The following is a 17894-nucleotide window of genomic DNA, read 5'->3' as shown; positions in this document are numbered from 1 at the left end:
GTATTATTGACAAGTACCCACCCCCCGCGTTTCTCTTCCCGTTCTAGACGAAGGCCAGAAGCGATCAACCTCAAACGCTGCGGCGATGCGATGTTTCGGAGGCTTAAGCCCCAACTCGCCTTCCCATGAGCGAATACATGGCGACTTTAGTAAATGGATCGCAATTGGAGGATTGGCAAAGCCAGATGTTAAATTTACCCCCCCCCCGCGCGCCAAGTGCCAAATGGGCGAGTACGGGGCTGCCGAGAGACCCCATGATTGAGATCACAGCAGTTGATGACGCCTAAGCCCAGGCGATTTTTGAGCGTCGTAACACGCAGCATAAAGGTGAGGTCAACCTCAACGCTGAATGATGTACTTCTTCAAGGAGCTCAAGGCGCCAAGTCGTTCAGAACCAGGATGACAAAGGAAATCCGAAATCATCATTCGCGATCTCACCAGGAAGTTCCGAGCCCTGCCCATCGCGTTGACACTGCGTCATAGATCTTGGTGCTACTGGACTGAAACCAATCCGCCCAGCCTGGGCTCAACATGGTAATTCCGAACCGTCGGCAATTCTTGGACCTCAACCCCCAAGCCCCCTTTCAAATAATATAGCCTCCGCCTCTCTACGCTTTATAAGTCCCCGCGCTTCCGGATTACCCTCCCAAATACGCTTCATTGAGCGGATTAGCGACGGAATTTGGCGAAAACTCGATCGGTCACCACTTTTCATTAGCTGCCTGATCTCGTACATTTCCCTTCGGCGGTCAATACTGCGCGAAACCTGGGATCCCCGGTTATAAACTATAGAGACCAGGGAACCAAAACATTCGTCGGAAAGCTTGTCGCAGTTGGGAAAGACGTTCTCGGTTTCCTTAGTTGGGTACGGCAAAAAATCGAGAAACTGTTTTCTGGCCGCCTCCCAATGTATCTCAACAACGCGGACTGATTTTAGAAAGCTCGCAGCTGCGGCACCTCCTAACCCGCAAGCTGGATAAAGCAGCTCGCGCCAATCTTGAGGCAACTCATGCCAATCTCGATCTATTGTGGATTTATTGGCAAATCTAAGATCGTATCCCACCCCGATGGTTACGCCCGATTCCCCCTTTGGCCAGATAGGGCGTCGATACTTCGCTTCGTATACCGTAGGGCTCGCGATTTCAAAGGCGACAATAAGATCGATAGCGGATGGCGGCAACTTGCGCATTGAAGGCGTTCCTTGACCAACACCCTTTGACGCATTGTGTTCTCGGTAAAGCCACGAGTTTTCGACTATGGAAGGATCGGCTGCGACTTCTCCAATAATTGTCTCCAATGTATCAGTTTGTGCGCTAGCTCGATCCCGAGAAAATAAGAGAGTGGTGGATGCCAGAGTCCCTAAGAAATGCCGCCTGTTCATATCATATCCTTCTGTGGATCGATCGGCCTTCTAACCCGATGAGGACCAGCGGAATTGAGGCACAGAGCAAGCTCAAGTCAACCAGTTTCTCTATCGAGATCAGCTGCGGATAATGCCTCAGTGATTAGGTATAGCGTTCTGGTGAACAAAACGGGGGATGGAGCTATGGAAAAATGTGTCAGCAGAAGTGTCATGAAAAGCCTAATCATGGCTGCCATTACGGTTATCGGACTCACGATGGCTGCGCAGGCGGAGCGACGTGTTGCACTGGTCTTTGGCGAAGGCCACTATAAAAATCTAGTAACTTTGAAGAGTCCTGTGAACGATGCTTATCGTATCGGTGCGGTATTGCGGAAACTGGAGTTCGATGTGTCCCTTGAGCCAGACCGCGATCTCCGCCGCATGCGGCGCGCCCTCGAAGATTTTCGCACAGACGCCGCTGGGGCCGACGTGGCAGTCGTGTTTTTTACTGGACATGGTGTCGAAATCGCCGGCGAGAACTGGTTGCTACCGGTGGATGCCGATGATTCCAGCCTCGACGCACTGAAGGCGTCGAGCCTGCCCTTGGAAGAGGTCCGCGGGACTGTAGCGACGGTTGGCAAAATTGGCCTGATCCTGCTCGACGCCTGTCGTGGCGATCCGTTCGGCACGGAGGTTTTAGATTCAAGCGTGGGGGCGATGGCCAAGCCGGGATTTGGCAGGGTGGGGCGGTCAGACAACATCCTTTTTGCCTTCTCGGCCGCGCCGGGCGAAACCGCATCCGACGGCGGTGACGAGGGGCAATCCCGCTTCGCTGTATCTCTAGCGAAGTATCTGCCGACCGAGGGACTAGAGATTCGTTCAGTTCTGACGCTGGTGCAGCAGGATGTCTATGATGATTCCGACGGAATCCAACTGCCTTATGTCGAGAGTGGCCTTCCTCGAGTGTTCTTCGCATCGAGCTCAAACGAAAAACTTCCGGAGCGGGAACGACTGCTGCTGGCCATGGCTAACGTCACGCCGAACATCCGTGACGAGATAGAGAAAATAGCCGCTGCAAATAAAATGCCATTGGCACCGCTGTACGGTGCATTAATCTCGGCTAATTTAGCCGGCCTTGAGTCAAAGCATAGGACGGGGTCATTAGTTGAGGTGGCCCGCTCATTTGTCACAACACGTGACCAATTGAAGCGCCTTTCATCCTTCGACCCAGAGGTGACGAAACTTCGGGAGAACGCTGAGAAGAGCCTCTCCCTAGGTGCATTCACGGAAGCCAGGCAGTCATTGGCAGAAGCCATCGCGGTGGATCGAGCGGCTGGTGATGCATTGGCCGGCAATCTCGTAGCGCGGCGCCTGTCCGAAGCCGCTTCCTATGTAAGCGACGCCGGCATAGCAAGGTCGCAGTTGGACTATCCTGCCGCTATCGCATCGCTTGAGTCAGCAGAAGCACTGCACAAGCAGATCGAGGCAGAAGATGTCCCTGATTCGGCTCAGAGCGATCGCACCTGGATCCTAGCTGACCTTGGTGACCTAAACAGAGCAACGGGGCATCCAGAAGCGGCACTCAGCGCTTACCAACGCATGCAGCACGCTGCCATGTTGCGCCTAGTGGCGTCGCCAAACCTCCCCGATGCCCAGCGGGATGTCTCGACTAGCCAGCAGAAAATTGGCGATGCTAAGATGCTGCAGGGCGATCTTGCCGGGGCGGCTGCGTCTTATCAGGCGAATGCCGCTACCTCAGCTCAACTTGCAGCGCTCACTCCGGGTAGTGCAGAGCGGCAGCGTGATCTGTCGATCAGCAAAGAAAGGCTCGGCAACCTGAATTTGGCGCAAGGCGACCTTGCCGGAGCACTTACAGCTTATCGGGGCAGCTTGGAAATCGCCAATCGACTGGCCGATCAGGATTTGGGCAACGCCGGGCTGCAGCGGGATTTGTCGATTGCTCAGGAAAGAATGGGCGACGTGTTGCTAGCGCAGAGCAATCTTTCAGAGGCGCTCGCAGCCTTTCAGGCATCCGTGAGGATCGCAACTCGGCTGGCCGCAGATGATGCGAAGAATCCCAATCTGCTAGGTGATCTTTCTGCCGGCCAAGATAGGGTTGGCGATGTAAGAATGGCCCAGGGCGACTTTGCCGGAGCACTGACCTGGTACCAAGCGAGCCTCGCCGTCAGAACTGCTTTGGCGGAACGGTATCCGAACAATCCAGGCCAGCAAAACGATGTAGGCTATAGCCATGAGAAGATCGCAAACCTGAAGGAAGCGCAGGGCGATCTTGTGGGCGCGCTGATATCCTATGAGGCTAGTCTTGCCATACGCCGTCAACTCGCGGCTAACAATTCTGATCCAGGTTGGAAGAGCGCTCTGTCTTTCACTCAAACGAAAATCGGCGACCTAAGGCTGGCGCAGGGTGATCTTGACGGGGCGCTGGCTTCATACCAAGCGAGTGCTGCAAACTTAACCCGATTTTTGGAGAATAATGCCGACAATCCCGATTGGCGCCGCGAGCTTTCGGCCCTGCAAGACAAGATTGCTGAAGTCAAAAAGGCGCGAGGTGGGTGATGCCATGCCGTTCGATCAAGCCGTAGTCCCAAACGGCGACGCTTACCGCCCCCGGCCCGGAATTCTGCGCGAGGGGGCGGACCTTTATTGCAGCTGTTCAATTAGTATACCACTCGGCGAGGGCACAGCGCTCAAAGAGAGCCTGCCGAGAGCTTTTCAGTCATTGCCTGCCAGCCGGCATTTGCCGTCCTTGACTGTAGCAGATTATGTGCTACTTAGAGTCAATAGCTGGTGATCTTTATCAAGCGTATTCAAATAGATAGAGCAGGATTTGCCTTATTGTGGCGAGTCCTCTTCTGGGCACCAAATTCCCGTTTCGAACCATTCGACGGTTCAGAAACTTAGAGAAAAGCCCGGTTCGCCCGGGCTTTTTTCGTCTGGCGCTTCGGCGCGCCGACTGGTTGTCCACCACCCACGTATGAGCCAATATCTATTACACGGGTATGTTGTGCTGGCTTTTGTCAGTAAAGTGCACGCATGAGCAGCTACCTCAACGTAAGCGCAGATGATGTCCAAAACCTTTCAGACTCCGACCTTCGAGAGCTCATTGCTCGCCTTGCACAGGCGGACGTGAGGTCAGCGGGATTTTCAACCAATGCTGTAACATGGGGCGGCGACCAGCGTGCTGAAGACGGTGGCATCGACGTACGCGTTGCACTCGGAGCCCTAGAGAAAATCTCCGGGAACATACCCGCATCTCAGACAGGTTTTCAGGTTAAGGCTGATAATTTCGCGAGTGCGGATATCGTTAAGGAAATGATGCCAAAGGGGGCAATTCGGCCATGTATTTCGGAACTCGCAGTAAGCAAAGGGGCCTACGTAATAGTTTCCTCTAAATCGTCAGTCGCGGATAGCGCACACAAGCGCAGATTGGTGGCCATGAATAAATGCCTGTCGGAAGCTGGATTGGCGGGCAAAGTGACAGTCGAGTTTTATGACCGCAGACGAATCGCCACATGGATTGAAAAATACCCTTCACTTGTTGCGTGGGTGCGTGAACTCAGCGGGCGCAGCGCGCAGGGATGGCAATCCTTTAGCGCTTGGGCTCACCGTGAAACCGATGTGAACGCAACGTATGTACTCGATGAAAAAGCCAAGGTGCTCGGACCGGATGCAAGCGATGGTATCACGGTTGCCGCAGCAATCGATCGCATTCGGCGCGACCTCGACAAGGAGAGGGCTTCAGTTCGTATCACCGGATTATCCGGTGTAGGCAAGACCCGCCTTGTGCAAGCTCTTTTCGACGAGCGACTGACTACGTCAAGCCCGCCCCTCAACCGCAACGAGGTCCTGTATACGGATCTTTCCGACGATCCGCACCCTGCCCCAATACACCTAGTCGAAGCGCTGCAGGCCAGAGAGGACCGTGGCCTGCTAGTAGTCGACAATTGCGGCTTCGATCTTCATCAACGCCTTACCGAGAAGGTACAGCAGCCAAACAGCAAGCTCTCGCTCTTAACCGTTGAATACGACATTCGAGAACATATCCCCGAGGGCACGAGTTCCTATCGGCTAGAGCCGTGCTCTGATGAGTTGATAAGGCGGCTTGTCAGCGATAGGTATCCGAGCCTGACACGCCAAGACATTGAAACGCTCTCGGACTTCTCAGGGGGGAATGTTCGTGTCGCCTTCGCTCTCGCTGAAACGTCGTCCGTCGGCGGTCAACTGTCGAAGCTTGAAGACGAGCAACTTTTTATCCGCCTTTTCCAACAAGCGAAGGCCGAAGACAATGAATTGCTAAGGGCCGCAGAGGTCTGCTCGATGCTCTATTCGTTTGAAGGCGAACTGGACGGGGGAGACGATGCGGAATTACCTATGCTGGCAGCCCTCGCTGGAATGTCCTTCAACCGGCTCTATGCTCATGTTGAGGAACTGAAAAGGCGCGGGTTAGTTCAGCAGCGAAGCCGCTGGCGGGCCGTGCTTCCGCATGCGATTGCCAATCGCCTCGCGCAAAGGGCATTTCAGAACTTCCCCATTCAAACGCTCCAAAGAACTTTTGTCGATGAGACGAGCAAAAGAATAGCCCGATCCTTCTCTAGGAGACTGGGATATCTGCACGACGAAAAGGTCGCAAGAACGATAGCGTCCGAGTGGTTAGGTCCCGATGGCTTGCTTGGAAAGCCTGACACACTGAACGAGTTGGGCCAAGATATGTTCGGCAACATAGCTGCTGTCGATCCGAGCGCAGCAGTAGCCGCAATTGCGCGATCTACAGGAAATCCAGATTTTCTTTCAACTAGAAATGGCGTTCGCTCAAAATTTGTTCGAGTACTGAAGTCGGCCGCCTACGACCCCGATCTCTTCGGAAAATGTGTTACTACACTGATGCTTTTCGCGAAGGCGGAAGGGGCTGGCTACAATCAGAACTCCGCCAATGAAGCGGTTAAATCGCTGTTTTTCGTTCAGTTTTCAGGAACGGAAACTCCTCATCCGGCGCGGGCAGCGTTAGTTCGGCGCTGCCTCTCGTCAGAAGAGGCCAGTCAGTGTGAATTTGGGCTGACGTTTCTCGGCGCAGCCCTCAAGACCTCAAACTTCATGCCCTCGCAAACCTTCGATTTCGGCGCTCGCTCTAGGAGCTACGGCTGGCATCCAAGAACTCAGGATGACGTACAAAAGTGGTTCTCGTGTTTTATTGAGATAGCTACGGAATTTGGAACTGCGAGGACCAGTGTTGGTGCAAGGGTAAGATCGATATTCGCCGACAAATTTCCGGGGCTTTGGTCGCGCACCGGAATGTTAGAAAAGCTTGAAGTCGCGGCCAATGGTTTCTTTTCGATTGACGGTTGGCCTGAGGGCTGGCGTGCCGTGAAAGCGACCATTCGTAGGGAGGCGGGTGGAAAGGCGTCTGAACGCTTGCTTGCCCTTGAAGCTGCGTTAGCACCAATCGACCTTGTGACGGAAATACGAGCGAAAGTACTGACGCGGGGCCAGTTTCCGGCGGACGATCTAGTGCTGGGTAGTGACTTGACCCCCTCAGGGCGTCATCGGCTTTGGTCGGAAACCATGCGCCAGCTCGGACGACGGGCAGGGACAGACCGAGACGCAATTTCACAACTAGTCTCAGACCTGACTATCAATTTCCGAGGGGAAGGTTGGAGCTTTGGTGTCGGTGCGGGAGAGACAATTGATGACCCCATTTCCTACTTGGAGGAAGTCAAACAAGCGATTTGCCGCTCGGGTAGTGATCTGAGTTTTGGATTCATACGCGCCTTTTTACATGGCGCCGGAAAAATGCACTCCTCCGCAATTTCCAGATTTATGGATATGGCCGTGAGTGACGTACTATGGGGTCCATATTTTCCAGCACTACGACGAGTGTCGAGCTGAATGAAGACGCCGTCAAAAGGCTGATCTTGTCCGCCGATTTAGGACTAACCCCTACCTTTCGCTTCGACAGTTTGGGAGGAGGGATGGTCACAGAGTCACTATCCGCGGAGCAGATTCGTCGCCTAATTCATGCGATTTCTGCAGCCAACGACGGTCAAAAGCATGCAGCTCATATTCTAGCAATGGTCATTCATCTCGCCGACGACAAATCTGAGGACTACAGGCGGGAGCTTCGCAACACTTGCAGGCGATTCCTTTGCAGCCTCGATTGGGACCAAGACATACGAGACGACCATCATTTCGAAACAGTTTGCAGCTTTGCCTTCAAGGGGATTGACGCTGAATCAGATGCCTTGGAGATAGTGCGTAAACTTCGAAGCAAGTTCAGCCGATATGAATATTATCGTCTACCCGGTCTCCTAAATCCGATGTTTGAACATCATGCGTACGCGCTACTAGACGAGATATTTGAACCAGACAGCGATGGTGGATATCGAACCGCCGGCGCCATTATCAGCGCGACTGCTTGGGATTATCATCAGCGGCCGATAAATTCTGCGCCACCAGAAGTCGTGGTTCTTTGGTGCTCAGCGGATTTCGCTACCCGCGTTCCTTTTATTGCCCAGCATTGCACCATTTTTGATCAAGATCGGGATGAAAGCACAAAGGGTTGGAGTCCACTGGCTTTGTCATTGATCGATTGTGCAGAAGATCGGTTAGGAATATTTCGTATTTTTGTAGATCGAATAGAGCCAACGAGTTGGTCGGGGTCACGCGCTGTGCTTGTCAGGTCTCGCGCCGCCCTGCTCGATCAACTTCAAGGGAGGCATAGAGACATTCCTCTTAAAGAAATCAGCGAAACAAAAGCCCGCCTGGAGGAACAGGCCGCCGAATATCAGAGACATGAACGGCAACAGTATCGCGATTGGGACGAGCGTTTCGAGTAGCCGCACACGAAAACACGGAATTGCGATCAGAATTTCAAATTCCCTTAGAAAGCCGCTCGATCTGATTTACAGATCCAAAGAGAACCTCCCCTCCCGGCCAGTCCCCTCACAAACCGCTTCAAACTCCGCGCCCGCTTCGCTACGCTCAATCATGGCTCAATCCACCACCCAGATCTTCGGTGCCCGCCGCGACCAGGCGTTCCCCACGCTGGCCGAGGTGGACATCGACCGCATGCGCCGGTTCGGCGAGGCCAGCGCCTATGCGGCCGGCGAGAACATCGTCACGGCAGGCGATGTGGCGCCCGGTCTGATCGTCGTGCTGTCGGGCAGCGTGGATATCACCCAGGACGGGGGGCTCGGCCGGCACGAGACGATCGTCACGCATGGCCCAGGCAGTTTTGTCGGCGAGCTGGCGCAGCTTTCGGCCCGTCCTTCGCTGGTCAATGCGCAGGCCGCCGAACCGGTGGAGGCATTCGTCATCGCCTCGCAGCGGCTGCGCGACCTCATGGTGCAGGAGGCCAATCTCGGCGAGCGTATCATGCGGGCGCTGATCCTGCGCCGCGTCGGGCTTTTGGAGAGCGCCACCAGCGGGCCGATCATCATCGGACCCCAGGACAATGCCGACGTGTTGCGGCTGCAGGGTTTCCTCGCCCGCAGCGGCCAACCGCACCGCGTGCTCGATTCAGACAGCGATCCCTGCGCCAAAACCCTGGTAGAACGCTTCGAGGTCGATCCGCACCACCTGCCGATCGTGCTCTGTCCAAACGGCAGGCTGCTGATGAACCCGGGTGAAAAGGACCTCGCCCGCTGCATCGGCCTGCTGCGGCCGATCGATGCCGATACGGTGTATGACGTGGCCATCGTCGGCGCCGGCCCGGCAGGGCTGGCGGCGGCGGTCTATGCGGCATCCGAAGGCCTGTCGACGATCGTGCTCGATTGCCGTGCCTTCGGCGGACAGGCCGGCGCCTCCTCGCGCATCGAGAATTATCTCGGTTTCCCCACGGGCATTTCGGGCATGGCGCTGATGGCGCGCGCCTACAACCAGGCGCAGAAATTCGGCGTCGAAATGGTGATCCCGGACGAGGCGAAGCTTTTGAGCGCTGCCGCCGACGCGTCAGGCGCCCGCTATCTGCTCGATGTCGGCGACGGCGAGACCGTGCGCGCGCGCAGCGTGGTGATCGCCAGCGGCGCGCGCTATCGCCGCATCGACATCGCCAATCTGGCGCGGTTCGAGGGAACGTCCGTGCATTATTGGGCGTCGCCCATCGAAGGCCGGCTTTGCGCGGGCCAGGAAGTGGCGCTGGTCGGCGCCGGCAATTCGGCCGGACAGGCGGCCGTCTATCTGGCCAGTCATGCGCGGAAAGTGGCGCTGCTGGCGCGCGGCGGCAGCCTCGATGCCAGCATGTCGCGCTATCTGGTCGAGCGCATCCGGGCGCAGCCGAACATCGAGGTGCTGACCGGGACCGAAATCGAGGCTCTGGAGGGCGAAGAGGGCAATCTTGCAACAGTGCGCTGGCGCAACCGCGCCAGCGGCGCGGAAACCACGCGCTCGATCCGCCATCTCTTCCTCTTTATCGGCGCCGATCCGAATACCGATTGGCTGGCGAACTGCGATGTGGCGCTGGACGCCAGAGGTTTCGTGCGCACCGGCTCGGACATAGGATCGGCGCAGATGGAGACCAGCCGCAGCGGCGTGTTCGCCATAGGCGACGTCCGCGCCGGCTCGGTCAAACGTGTCGCGGCGGCTGTCGGCGAGGGCGCCCAGGTGGTCGCGGCATTGCATGCATATCTCGCGCGCGGCAACGCCGATACACCTCGAATGGCAGGAGAGCATCATGGATGAATGCAGACATACGCGCGACATCAGGAAGGTGACGCCGAGCGCCCTCGGCTGCGAGGAATGCCTGCAGAGTGGGTCGCAATGGGTGCATCTGCGGCTCTGCCGCACCTGCGGCCATGTCGGCTGCTGCGACGACTCGCCCAACCGCCACGCCACCAAGCATTTCCACGCCACCAAGCATCCGATCATCGAGGGCTACGATCCGCCCGAAGGCTGGGCATGGTGCTATGTCGACGAGGTTTTTATCGAGCTTGGCGACGATGTGACCCCGCAGAACGGTCCGATCCCGCGCTTTGTTTGAGCGACGCCAGATGGCGAAGGAATCCCGAGGCGCGATCCATCCGGGCTTTCTTGGCGGCAGCCTCCCTGCTGAACGGCTTGGCAGTCAGTCGGCGAAATATAGATATTCCAGCCAGCCGGCCAGCACGATCGAGGCCGCCCAGATACAAACAATGATCACCGCCGCGCTACGGCTCACGGGCCTGTCAGCGGCAAGGGCAGCGGCCTCCCTGTGTTCCGCCATCACCTCGGGCGGTATCATCCTGACCACGGCAAGGACGCCCAAAGGGACAAGGATCACGTCGTCGAGATAGCCGATCACCGGAATGAAATCGGGAATCAGGTCGATTGGCGACAAGGCATAGCTTGCAACACACACGGCAAGCGCCTTGGCGTACCAGGGCGTTCGGGGATCGCGAGCGGCGAGGTAGAGCGCATGCACATCCCGCTTGATCGTTCGGGCCCACTCATTCAGTGCCATCGGATGATTTTAGCGCCAAATGAAAACCGCCGATAGCGCACGCCTCCGAGAGTGTCTCGAAGAACCGATGACCGCTGGTTTACCGCACGGAGCCGGTGACGGTCGGGTCGATCATGCTGGGAACGGACTTGCGTTCGTTTCCGGCAAGCGCCGCTATGATCAGCAGGCTGGCAACCACCGGGACAAATAGGATGGCGACGCGAGCTTGCACGTAAAAGATGGCGCGCCATTCATTGCGCTTGTCGGGGCTGTTGCTCATCATACTCACTTTGTCGGTCCCCCACGCGGTGACATAGCCGCGAACGGTTAAACAACTCCTTCCGACTTCGTTAACCCGACGGAATTGAGGCGAAATTCCCAGGCGATCCCAGAGATGGCGATGCCATGCCAGGCTTCAGTTCAGCCCGATAAGCCTGGCGCCCTGCCGGAACAGCGTCACGGCGTCCGGCTCGAAGCGGAAGGTGCCGATGAAATCGTCGGCGCAATAGTCCGGCCTTGTCTTGCGAATGGCGGCGGCGAAGCCGCGCGCCTCGTCGAGCCGTCCGGCCAACGCTAGGCAGTGTGCGGCGATCGCCAGTATGATGGCGTGGGCGTTGGGCCGCGCCGCCGCCTTCAGCGCCCATTCGGCCGCTTCCTCGAACTGGCCGAGCCGGACATGCGCCATGGCGCGTGCGCCCAGCATGCCGAACAGCAGCGGGTCGAACGGGCTGAGATGGCGCGAATGATCGGAAGAGCCTATCGCCGCTCGCGGGTCGCCCGACTGCGAATGCACGAAGGACAGCGCGTAGTGGCCGAGCGCGAAGTTGGGGCTGAGATCGACAGCCCGTTCCAGTTCGAGTAGCGAACCGTCCTGCTCGCCGCGCAGCCACAGCGCCCGGCCCATTGCCCAATGCGCGGCCGGATTGTGGTCGTCGACCAGCAGGCTGTGTCCGGCGCTCTCGAAGGCCAGCGCGCTTTCGCGGTCGCGGTCGCCCCAGCGCTGGAAGGCGTTCTGCCAGTGGGTGAAGGACAGGCCGGCATAGGCGCGGGCAAAGGTCGGGTCGAGCTGCAAGGCCTGGGCAAAGAAATGCCGCGCCTGCTCGTTTTCGGCCTGGGTGAAGCGGTACATGTGCCAGAGTCCGCGATGGTAGGCCTCCCAGGCGTTGAGCGAGCTGGGCGCCTTCAGCATGGCGCGGTTGCGCTCGACTGTTTCGATCTCGGCCGAGATCGAGGAGACGATGCTGTTGCCGATGTCGTCGAGCACGGAAAAGATGTCATCGGGCCTGCGCTCGAAGGTCTCGGCCCAGACGATCCTGGCGCTGCGCACCTCGATCAGTTCGACGCTGACGATGAGGCGGCCGGACGGGCTGCGCACGGTGCCGGTGGCGACATAGTCGACATTCAGCCGGCGGCCGGCATCCTCGGGCGCGATGTTCTGCTCTGCCAGCGCAAACACCGATCCGCGCGCGATGACGAAGAAGTCCCTGAGCTTGGCCAGGCGGGTGATGATGTCGTGGGTGAAACCGTCGGCCAATCCGCCGCGTGCGCCGCCGACCTCCTCGACAAACGGCATCACCGCCAGCGAAGCATGGCTGGGCTCGACCGGGCCGGGTGCGGTCGGCGTGGCCACCAATGGCGATAGTGTGGACAGGCAGGCCGTCCGAAGCGAGATGCCCGACTGTCGGTCACGGATCGCCCGCCAGGCCGCGCGAAGCGGTGCGAAATCCAGTTCTTCCGATTTGAACAACTGTTCTGCCGCCGCCAGATGCTCTTCAGCCGCGCCGATCTCGCCGCGTCCGGTCAGACCTGACAACAGTGCCGCATGTGCACGCCGGTCGAACGGCGCCAGTTCCACCCATGTGTCGAGATGGGCGATCGCCTCGTCGCTGTCTGCCGCCAGGCTGCCGACGAGTTGCTCCAGCACGGCGACGTGGCACGAGTGGAAGCGGCGGCGCTGCGCGGTCAGCCAGCTGTTGAAATGCGGGCTGCGCTCGAGCTCCAGCCCGTCGAGGAAATCGCCGGCAAATAGTCTGGCCAGCGCCCGCAAGCGCTCGACATCAAGGGTGCCGAGCCCTTGCGTGGCGGCCTGGCTCACCTCCAGCGCATCGACCGGGCAATCGCTCAGATCGAGTGCGACCGTGTCGCCCTGTGTCGCGACCCGGTGTCGGCCCAGCGCGTTGAGCGCGCTCCGCAGCTTGCTCAGGCACCAGCGCAGTTCGCCCCTTGGGTCGTTCGGCACATCCCACAACAACTCGCACAGGCGACTGCGGCCGACCGGATGCGGCGCCAGCGCCAGATAGGCGAGCAGCGCGCGCAGCTTGCGTGACGCAGGCAGGGTAACCGGAGCGCCGTCGTGGGAGATCATCAGCGGCCCGAGCAGGCGCACGGAAAGGACCGGCATCTCGACGTCCAGCCTCGATCGGTTGGATTCCACGTGCGTTTCCACGCCTGCTCCCACGCTGGCCTGTCGGCCTCTCCTGTATCACCAAACACGACACGGCGCATCCGGCAGCGGATTTCAGCGCCCGATACAGCCATTGCCGCTGTGCGGCATGTCAGTCCTAGCGCGGCAAGGTCACCAAACCTCGCCGCCCAACCCGCTGGCTTGTAACCGGCCCGTGAAGACAAAACACGATGACAATCAGGGAGACCAAGATGTTGCAGCAGCAGAAGATCAGAACCACGGCCGGGCGCGGCCGCCTGTTCGACAGCATTCTCGACACCGTCGGCGACACGCCGGTGGTTCGCATCAACAATCTCGGACCGTCCCACGCGACGATCTACGTCAAAGCCGAGTATTTCAATCCCGGCGCCTCGGTGAAGGACCGGCTGGCGCTCAACATCATCGAGGAGGGCGAGCGCAGCGGTGCGCTGAAGCCGGGCCAGACGGTGGTCGAGGCGACCAGCGGCAACACCGGCATCGGCCTCGCCATGGTCTGCGCGCAAAAGGACTATCCGCTGGTCGTCACCATGGCCGACAGTTTTTCGGTCGAGCGCCGCAAGCTGATGCGCATGCTGGGCGCCAAGGTGGTGCTGACGCCGCGCGCCGAAAAAGGTTTCGGCATGTACAAGAAGGCGGTGGAACTGGCCGAGGCCAATGGCTGGTTCCTTGCCCGCCAGTTTGAAACAGCGGCCAACGCCGCCATCCACGAGGCAACGACGGCGCGCGAGATCGTCAATGATTTCGCCGGCTCGCGGCTCGATTGCTTCGTCACCGGCTATGGCACCGGCGGCACGGTGGTCGGCGTGGCGCGCGTGCTGCGCCGCGAGCGTCCGGAAACCCGCATCGTGCTCTCCGAGCCGGCCAACGCGCAGCTCATCGGCAGCGGCAAGGTGCAGCAGCGCGGCACCGATGGTGCCCCGGCCGCCAGCCATCCAGCCTTCGAGCCGCACCCGATCCAGGGCTGGACGCCGGATTTCATCCCCAACGTGCTGCAGGAGGCGATCGACACCAGCCTCTATGACGAGGTGATGCCGATCGCCGGGCCCGAGGGCATCAAATGGGCCAGAGAATTGGCGCGGAAAGAGGGCATCTTCACCGGCATTTCCGGCGGCGCCACCTTCGCCGTGGCGCGGCAGGTCGCGGAGAAGGCGCCGGCCGGCGCGGTGATCCTGTGCATGCTGCCCGACACCGGCGAGCGCTACATGTCGACACCGCTGTTCGACGGCATCGAGGCCGAGATGGATGCCGACGAGACTGCCCTGTCGCGCTCGACGCCCGGCTGTCAGTTTCCCGCGGCTTGACGGAGATCCGTCATGGACGCCATGCAAGAAAACCCCGGCCTGGTGGCCGAGGAAACGCTCGATCCCCTGGACTGGGCCGATGTGCAGGCCCTGTCGCACCGGGTCATCGACGATGCGGTCGATTATCTCCGCGATGTGCGCGACCGCCCGGTCTGGCGGGAGATGCCGGCCGATGTGAGAAAGGCCTTCTCGGCGCCGCTGCCGCGCTCCCCGGCGCCGCTGGATGCTGTCTATGCCGAGGTGTCCCGCACGGTGATGTCCTATCCGATGGGCAATATCCATCCGCGCTTCTGGTCCTGGTATATGGGGTCGAGCAACTTCACCGGCGCGCTCGGCGATTTCCTGGCGGCTATCCAGGGCTCGAACCTCGGCGGCGGCAACCACGCCGCCGGGCTGATGGACAGCCAGGTGGTGAACTGGTGCAAGGAGATGCTGGGCTTTCCAGCTTCTGCCGGCGGCACGCTGGTCAGCGGCGGCTCGATGGCCAACATCATAGGGCTGACCGTGGCGCGCAACGTCAAGGCCGGCATCGACGTGCGCGAGCACGGTGTCGCCGCCATCGAAAAGCCGCTGCGCTTCTACGGCTCGGAGCAGATCCACTCGTGCCACCGCAAGGCGATGGAGGCACTCGGCCTCGGCAACCGGGCACTGCGCCGCATCCCGACCGATGCCGGGCTGCGCATCGATATCAATGCCTTGCGTGCGGCGATCACCGAGGACCGCGCCGCAGGGTTCAAGCCGGCCTGCGTCATCGGTACGGCCGGCACGGTCAACACCGGGGCGATCGACGATTTGCAGGCGCTTGCGAAGCTGGCACATGAGGAAGACCTCTGGTTCCATGTCGACGGCTGCATCGGCGCGCTGATCGCGATTGCGCCTGAAAATGCCCATCGCGTCGCCGGCATCGAACGGGCGGATTCGGTCGCGCTCGATCCCCACAAATGGCTGCACGCGCCGTTCGAAGTCGGCTGCGCCCTGGTCAGGGATGCCGCCGCGCATCGCGGGGCCTTCGCTGTGACGCCGGAATATCTGGAATCGACGCCGCGCGGCCTCGCTTCCGGCGAATGGTTGCACGACTACGGCCTGCAGACGTCGCGCGGTTTTCGCGCGCTGAAGGTGTGGATGGCGCTGAAGCAGCATGGCGTCGAAAAATTCGGCCGCCTGATCGACCAGAACATTGCCCAGGCCGTTTATCTTGCCGGCTTGATCGAGGCCGCGCCGCGGTTGCAGCTGGCGGCATCGCCGACCGTCAACATCGTCTGCTTCCGCTATCAGCCCGGTCTGACAGGCGAGGCTCTGAAGGCGCTCAACACGGAGATCATGCTGCGGCTGCAGGAACAGGGCATTGCGGCCCTTTCGGACACCACGGTGCATGGCGAGCACTGGTTGCGCGTGGCGATCACCAACCATCGCACACGGCGCGAGGATCTCGACCTTCTGGTGCATGAAACGGTGCGGCTGGGGCATGACATCGCAACGCAGGGTTCCGCGCCTTCCTAGTTACGGGCAGGCATGCGATTCTGCCGCGATGATTCGGGAGATCCAGGCCGTGACGCTGTTTCGTATGGTTGCACTGGCAGCGCTGGTCTTCACCGCCCCGGCGCAGGCCGCCGACATGGCCTTTTTCGTCAAGAACCTGCGCAAGGAATCTGTCGCGGTCGAGCTGTTCAGCCGCGACCGTGAGACGGTCTGGCCGGGCAACGACAAGGTGTTCCTGATCGAACCCGAGTCGCAGAAATCCGTGCCGCTGTCCTGCAATCAGGGCGAACATATCTGCTATGGCGCCTGGGTTGACGGCAATGACAGCCTCTCGGCCGGCGTCGGGCCGGACAATGACCAGCCCTGCGACACTTGCTGCTTCATCTGCGTGGAACACTCGACCGAGACGATCGATCTGGTGCCGTAGAGCGCGGAAGTTTCGTTGGACCCAAATTAAGTCGGGGATCGGCCCGTCCGGTCCACTTCCGCGATTCAGCGCTGCATGCAATGGTCGCCCCGCGGCCGGGTGGGCCGCTTATTCGGGGGTTATCATGTTTCATGCCTATGCGCGCCGCATGCTGGCCGCGCTGTCCTTCGTCATGCTGGTTGCGTCGGCGGCGCATGCCGACGATGTCACCTTCGCCATCAAGAACAGCCATCCCAATGCCATGCGCGTCGAGCTCTACAGCCAGGATCGCGACTATGTCTGGCCGGGCGAGGACAAGGACTATGTCCTCGACGACGGCGAGACCAAGCAGCTGCCGATATCCTGCAACGCGGGCGAATCGATCTGCTACGGCGCCTGGGTCGATGGCGACGAGGGCACCTATTGGGGCGTCGGTCCAGGCAATACGGAAAAATGCGAGGATTGCTGCTACACCTGCAACGGCGGCGAGACCGAAGAGATCGAACTGGTCCCCTGACCGGTTTGCCAGCTTGACGGTCTTCGGACCGGAAGCCATAGCCTGTGCAAATACCCAGCGCGCGACGCCTCGACCTGTTCAGACGCGACGCGCTTCAGGCAAAAGGAGCTCAGCTATGGCCGGCATGGTCGAAAGCGACAAGATCGACGTCGGGTTTTCCGGCAAGCGCTGCATCCATTCGCGCAACTGCGTGCTCGGCGATCCGCACGTCTTCGTGCCCAACGCGCCGGGCCAATGGATCCATCCCGAGGCGGCCAGCGTCGAGAAGATCGTTGCCATCGCCGAAAGCTGCCCCTCGGGCGCCATCACCTACATCAGGAAGGATGGCGGGCCGCAGGAGCAGCCGCCGGTGGTCAACACCGTGCGGCTGCGCGAAAACGGCCCGCTGGCGGTACACGCCGAGATCGTGCTCGACGGCGAGACTTCTTATCGTGCCACGCTCTGCCGCTGCGGCGCCTCGGAAAACAAGCCGTTCTGCGACGGCAGCCACAACAAATCCGGTTTTGCCGCCACCGGCGAGCCGCCGCTGAAGGACACGCTGGCGCTGGAGGCGAGGAATGGCCCGCTGAGAGTGACGCCGACCGCCAACGGCCCGCTCAAGCTAGAGGGCAATCTCGAGATCGTCACCGGAACCGGCCACACGGTCGACCGCACACAACGCGCCTTCCTCTGCCGCTGCGGCCATTCCGCCAACAAGCCGTTCTGCGATGGCACGCACAAGAAGGTCGGGTTTGTGGGGTAGCTGTTTTGGCCGGCGGGACAGCACCCCCTCTGTCCTGCCGGACATCTCCCCCGCAAGGGGGGAGATTGGCAGTTTCCGCCGGCGGCGCCCTTTTCGGCATTGAAGATTGGCGAAAGCGGGGATGACATCCAATCTCCCCCCTGTTTGGACCGGAGACATCGCGAACAGGTGTGCGAGGACATCGCGAACAGTTTGGCGTGCTTTGCGCCGGGAGGTTCGCGATGCCATTTGGGA

Annotated in this window: 14 protein-coding genes; 10 read left to right on the top strand and 4 right to left on the bottom strand. The window is 59.9% G+C overall.

Annotated elements, in window-relative coordinates:
* Positions 1-565: 565 nt before the first annotated feature.
* Entirely contained in the window at positions 566-1381 is an 816-nt protein-coding gene (locus NKK51_RS19635; RefSeq protein WP_352554316.1) for a DUF8812 domain-containing protein, read from the bottom strand.
* Between the two features lie 192 nt (positions 1382-1573).
* On the opposite strand from NKK51_RS19635, the gene NKK51_RS19630 reads away from it, so the two are divergent.
* The 5 genes from NKK51_RS19630 (at position 1574) to NKK51_RS19610 (ending at position 10334) form a co-directional block, all read left to right on the top strand.
* Positions 1574-3919: a caspase family protein gene (locus NKK51_RS19630; protein WP_352554315.1), complete on the top strand. Its 2346-nt coding sequence runs from the start codon at positions 1574-1576 to the stop codon at positions 3917-3919.
* 477 nt (positions 3920-4396) lie between these two features.
* Complete coding sequence (locus NKK51_RS19625) at positions 4397-7246, top strand: hypothetical protein (protein WP_352554314.1); 2850 nt, start codon at positions 4397-4399, stop codon at positions 7244-7246.
* An 83-nt stretch (positions 7247-7329) separates the two neighbouring features.
* Positions 7330-8193 (top strand): hypothetical protein, encoded by an 864-nt coding sequence (locus NKK51_RS19620; protein WP_352554313.1) that lies wholly within the window; start codon positions 7330-7332, stop codon positions 8191-8193.
* 151 nt (positions 8194-8344) lie between these two features.
* Complete coding sequence (locus tag NKK51_RS19615) at positions 8345-10036, top strand: FAD-dependent oxidoreductase (protein ID WP_023814176.1); 1692 nt, start codon at positions 8345-8347, stop codon at positions 10034-10036.
* On the top strand, positions 10029-10334 hold the full coding sequence (locus NKK51_RS19610) for a UBP-type zinc finger domain-containing protein (protein WP_023814177.1): 306 nt from the start codon (positions 10029-10031) through the stop codon (positions 10332-10334). The genes NKK51_RS19615 and NKK51_RS19610 overlap by 8 nt, the downstream gene beginning before the upstream one ends.
* A gap of 84 nt (positions 10335-10418) precedes the next feature.
* Here the strand turns inward: NKK51_RS19610 and NKK51_RS19605 are convergent, their stop codons facing one another.
* The 3 genes from NKK51_RS19605 to NKK51_RS19595 all read right to left on the bottom strand — a co-directional run bounded on the left by NKK51_RS19605 (position 10419) and on the right by NKK51_RS19595 (position 13173).
* Positions 10419-10793 (bottom strand): YkvA family protein, encoded by a 375-nt coding sequence (locus NKK51_RS19605; protein WP_031213913.1) that lies wholly within the window; start codon positions 10791-10793, stop codon positions 10419-10421.
* Between the two features lie 79 nt (positions 10794-10872).
* Positions 10873-11055, bottom strand: a complete 183-nt coding sequence (locus NKK51_RS19600) for a hypothetical protein (RefSeq protein WP_013528612.1) — start codon at positions 11053-11055, stop codon at positions 10873-10875.
* Between the two features lie 132 nt (positions 11056-11187).
* On the bottom strand, positions 11188-13173 hold the full coding sequence (locus tag NKK51_RS19595) for a BTAD domain-containing putative transcriptional regulator (RefSeq protein WP_352554383.1): 1986 nt from the start codon (positions 13171-13173) through the stop codon (positions 11188-11190).
* 254 nt (positions 13174-13427) lie between these two features.
* On the opposite strand from NKK51_RS19595, the gene NKK51_RS19590 reads away from it, so the two are divergent.
* The 5 genes from NKK51_RS19590 (at position 13428) to NKK51_RS19570 (ending at position 17660) form a co-directional block, all read left to right on the top strand.
* A complete protein-coding gene (locus NKK51_RS19590; RefSeq protein WP_352554382.1) occupies positions 13428-14516 on the top strand; it encodes a PLP-dependent cysteine synthase family protein in 1089 nt (362 codons plus the stop codon).
* A 12-nt stretch (positions 14517-14528) separates the two neighbouring features.
* Entirely contained in the window at positions 14529-16016 is a 1488-nt protein-coding gene (locus tag NKK51_RS19585) for a pyridoxal phosphate-dependent decarboxylase family protein (protein ID WP_352554312.1), read from the top strand.
* 49 nt (positions 16017-16065) lie between these two features.
* Positions 16066-16422, top strand: a complete 357-nt coding sequence (locus NKK51_RS19580) for a hypothetical protein (RefSeq protein ID WP_127296991.1) — start codon at positions 16066-16068, stop codon at positions 16420-16422.
* Positions 16423-16546: 124 nt separating this feature from the next.
* The gene (locus NKK51_RS19575; protein ID WP_352554311.1) at positions 16547-16918 is read left to right on the top strand and encodes an RES family NAD+ phosphorylase; all 372 of its coding nucleotides are present in this window, start codon (positions 16547-16549) and stop codon (positions 16916-16918) included.
* Positions 16919-17033: 115 nt separating this feature from the next.
* Complete coding sequence (locus tag NKK51_RS19570; protein WP_352554310.1) at positions 17034-17660, top strand: CDGSH iron-sulfur domain-containing protein; 627 nt, start codon at positions 17034-17036, stop codon at positions 17658-17660.
* The last annotated feature ends 234 nt before the right edge of the window (positions 17661-17894 follow it).

Source organism: Mesorhizobium sp. M0011 (genome assembly GCF_040324155.1).
Classification (GTDB): Bacteria; Pseudomonadota; Alphaproteobacteria; order Rhizobiales; family Rhizobiaceae; genus Mesorhizobium.
The sequence above is the reverse complement of the archived record's forward strand: the minus strand, read 5'-3'. Positions and strand labels throughout refer to the sequence as shown.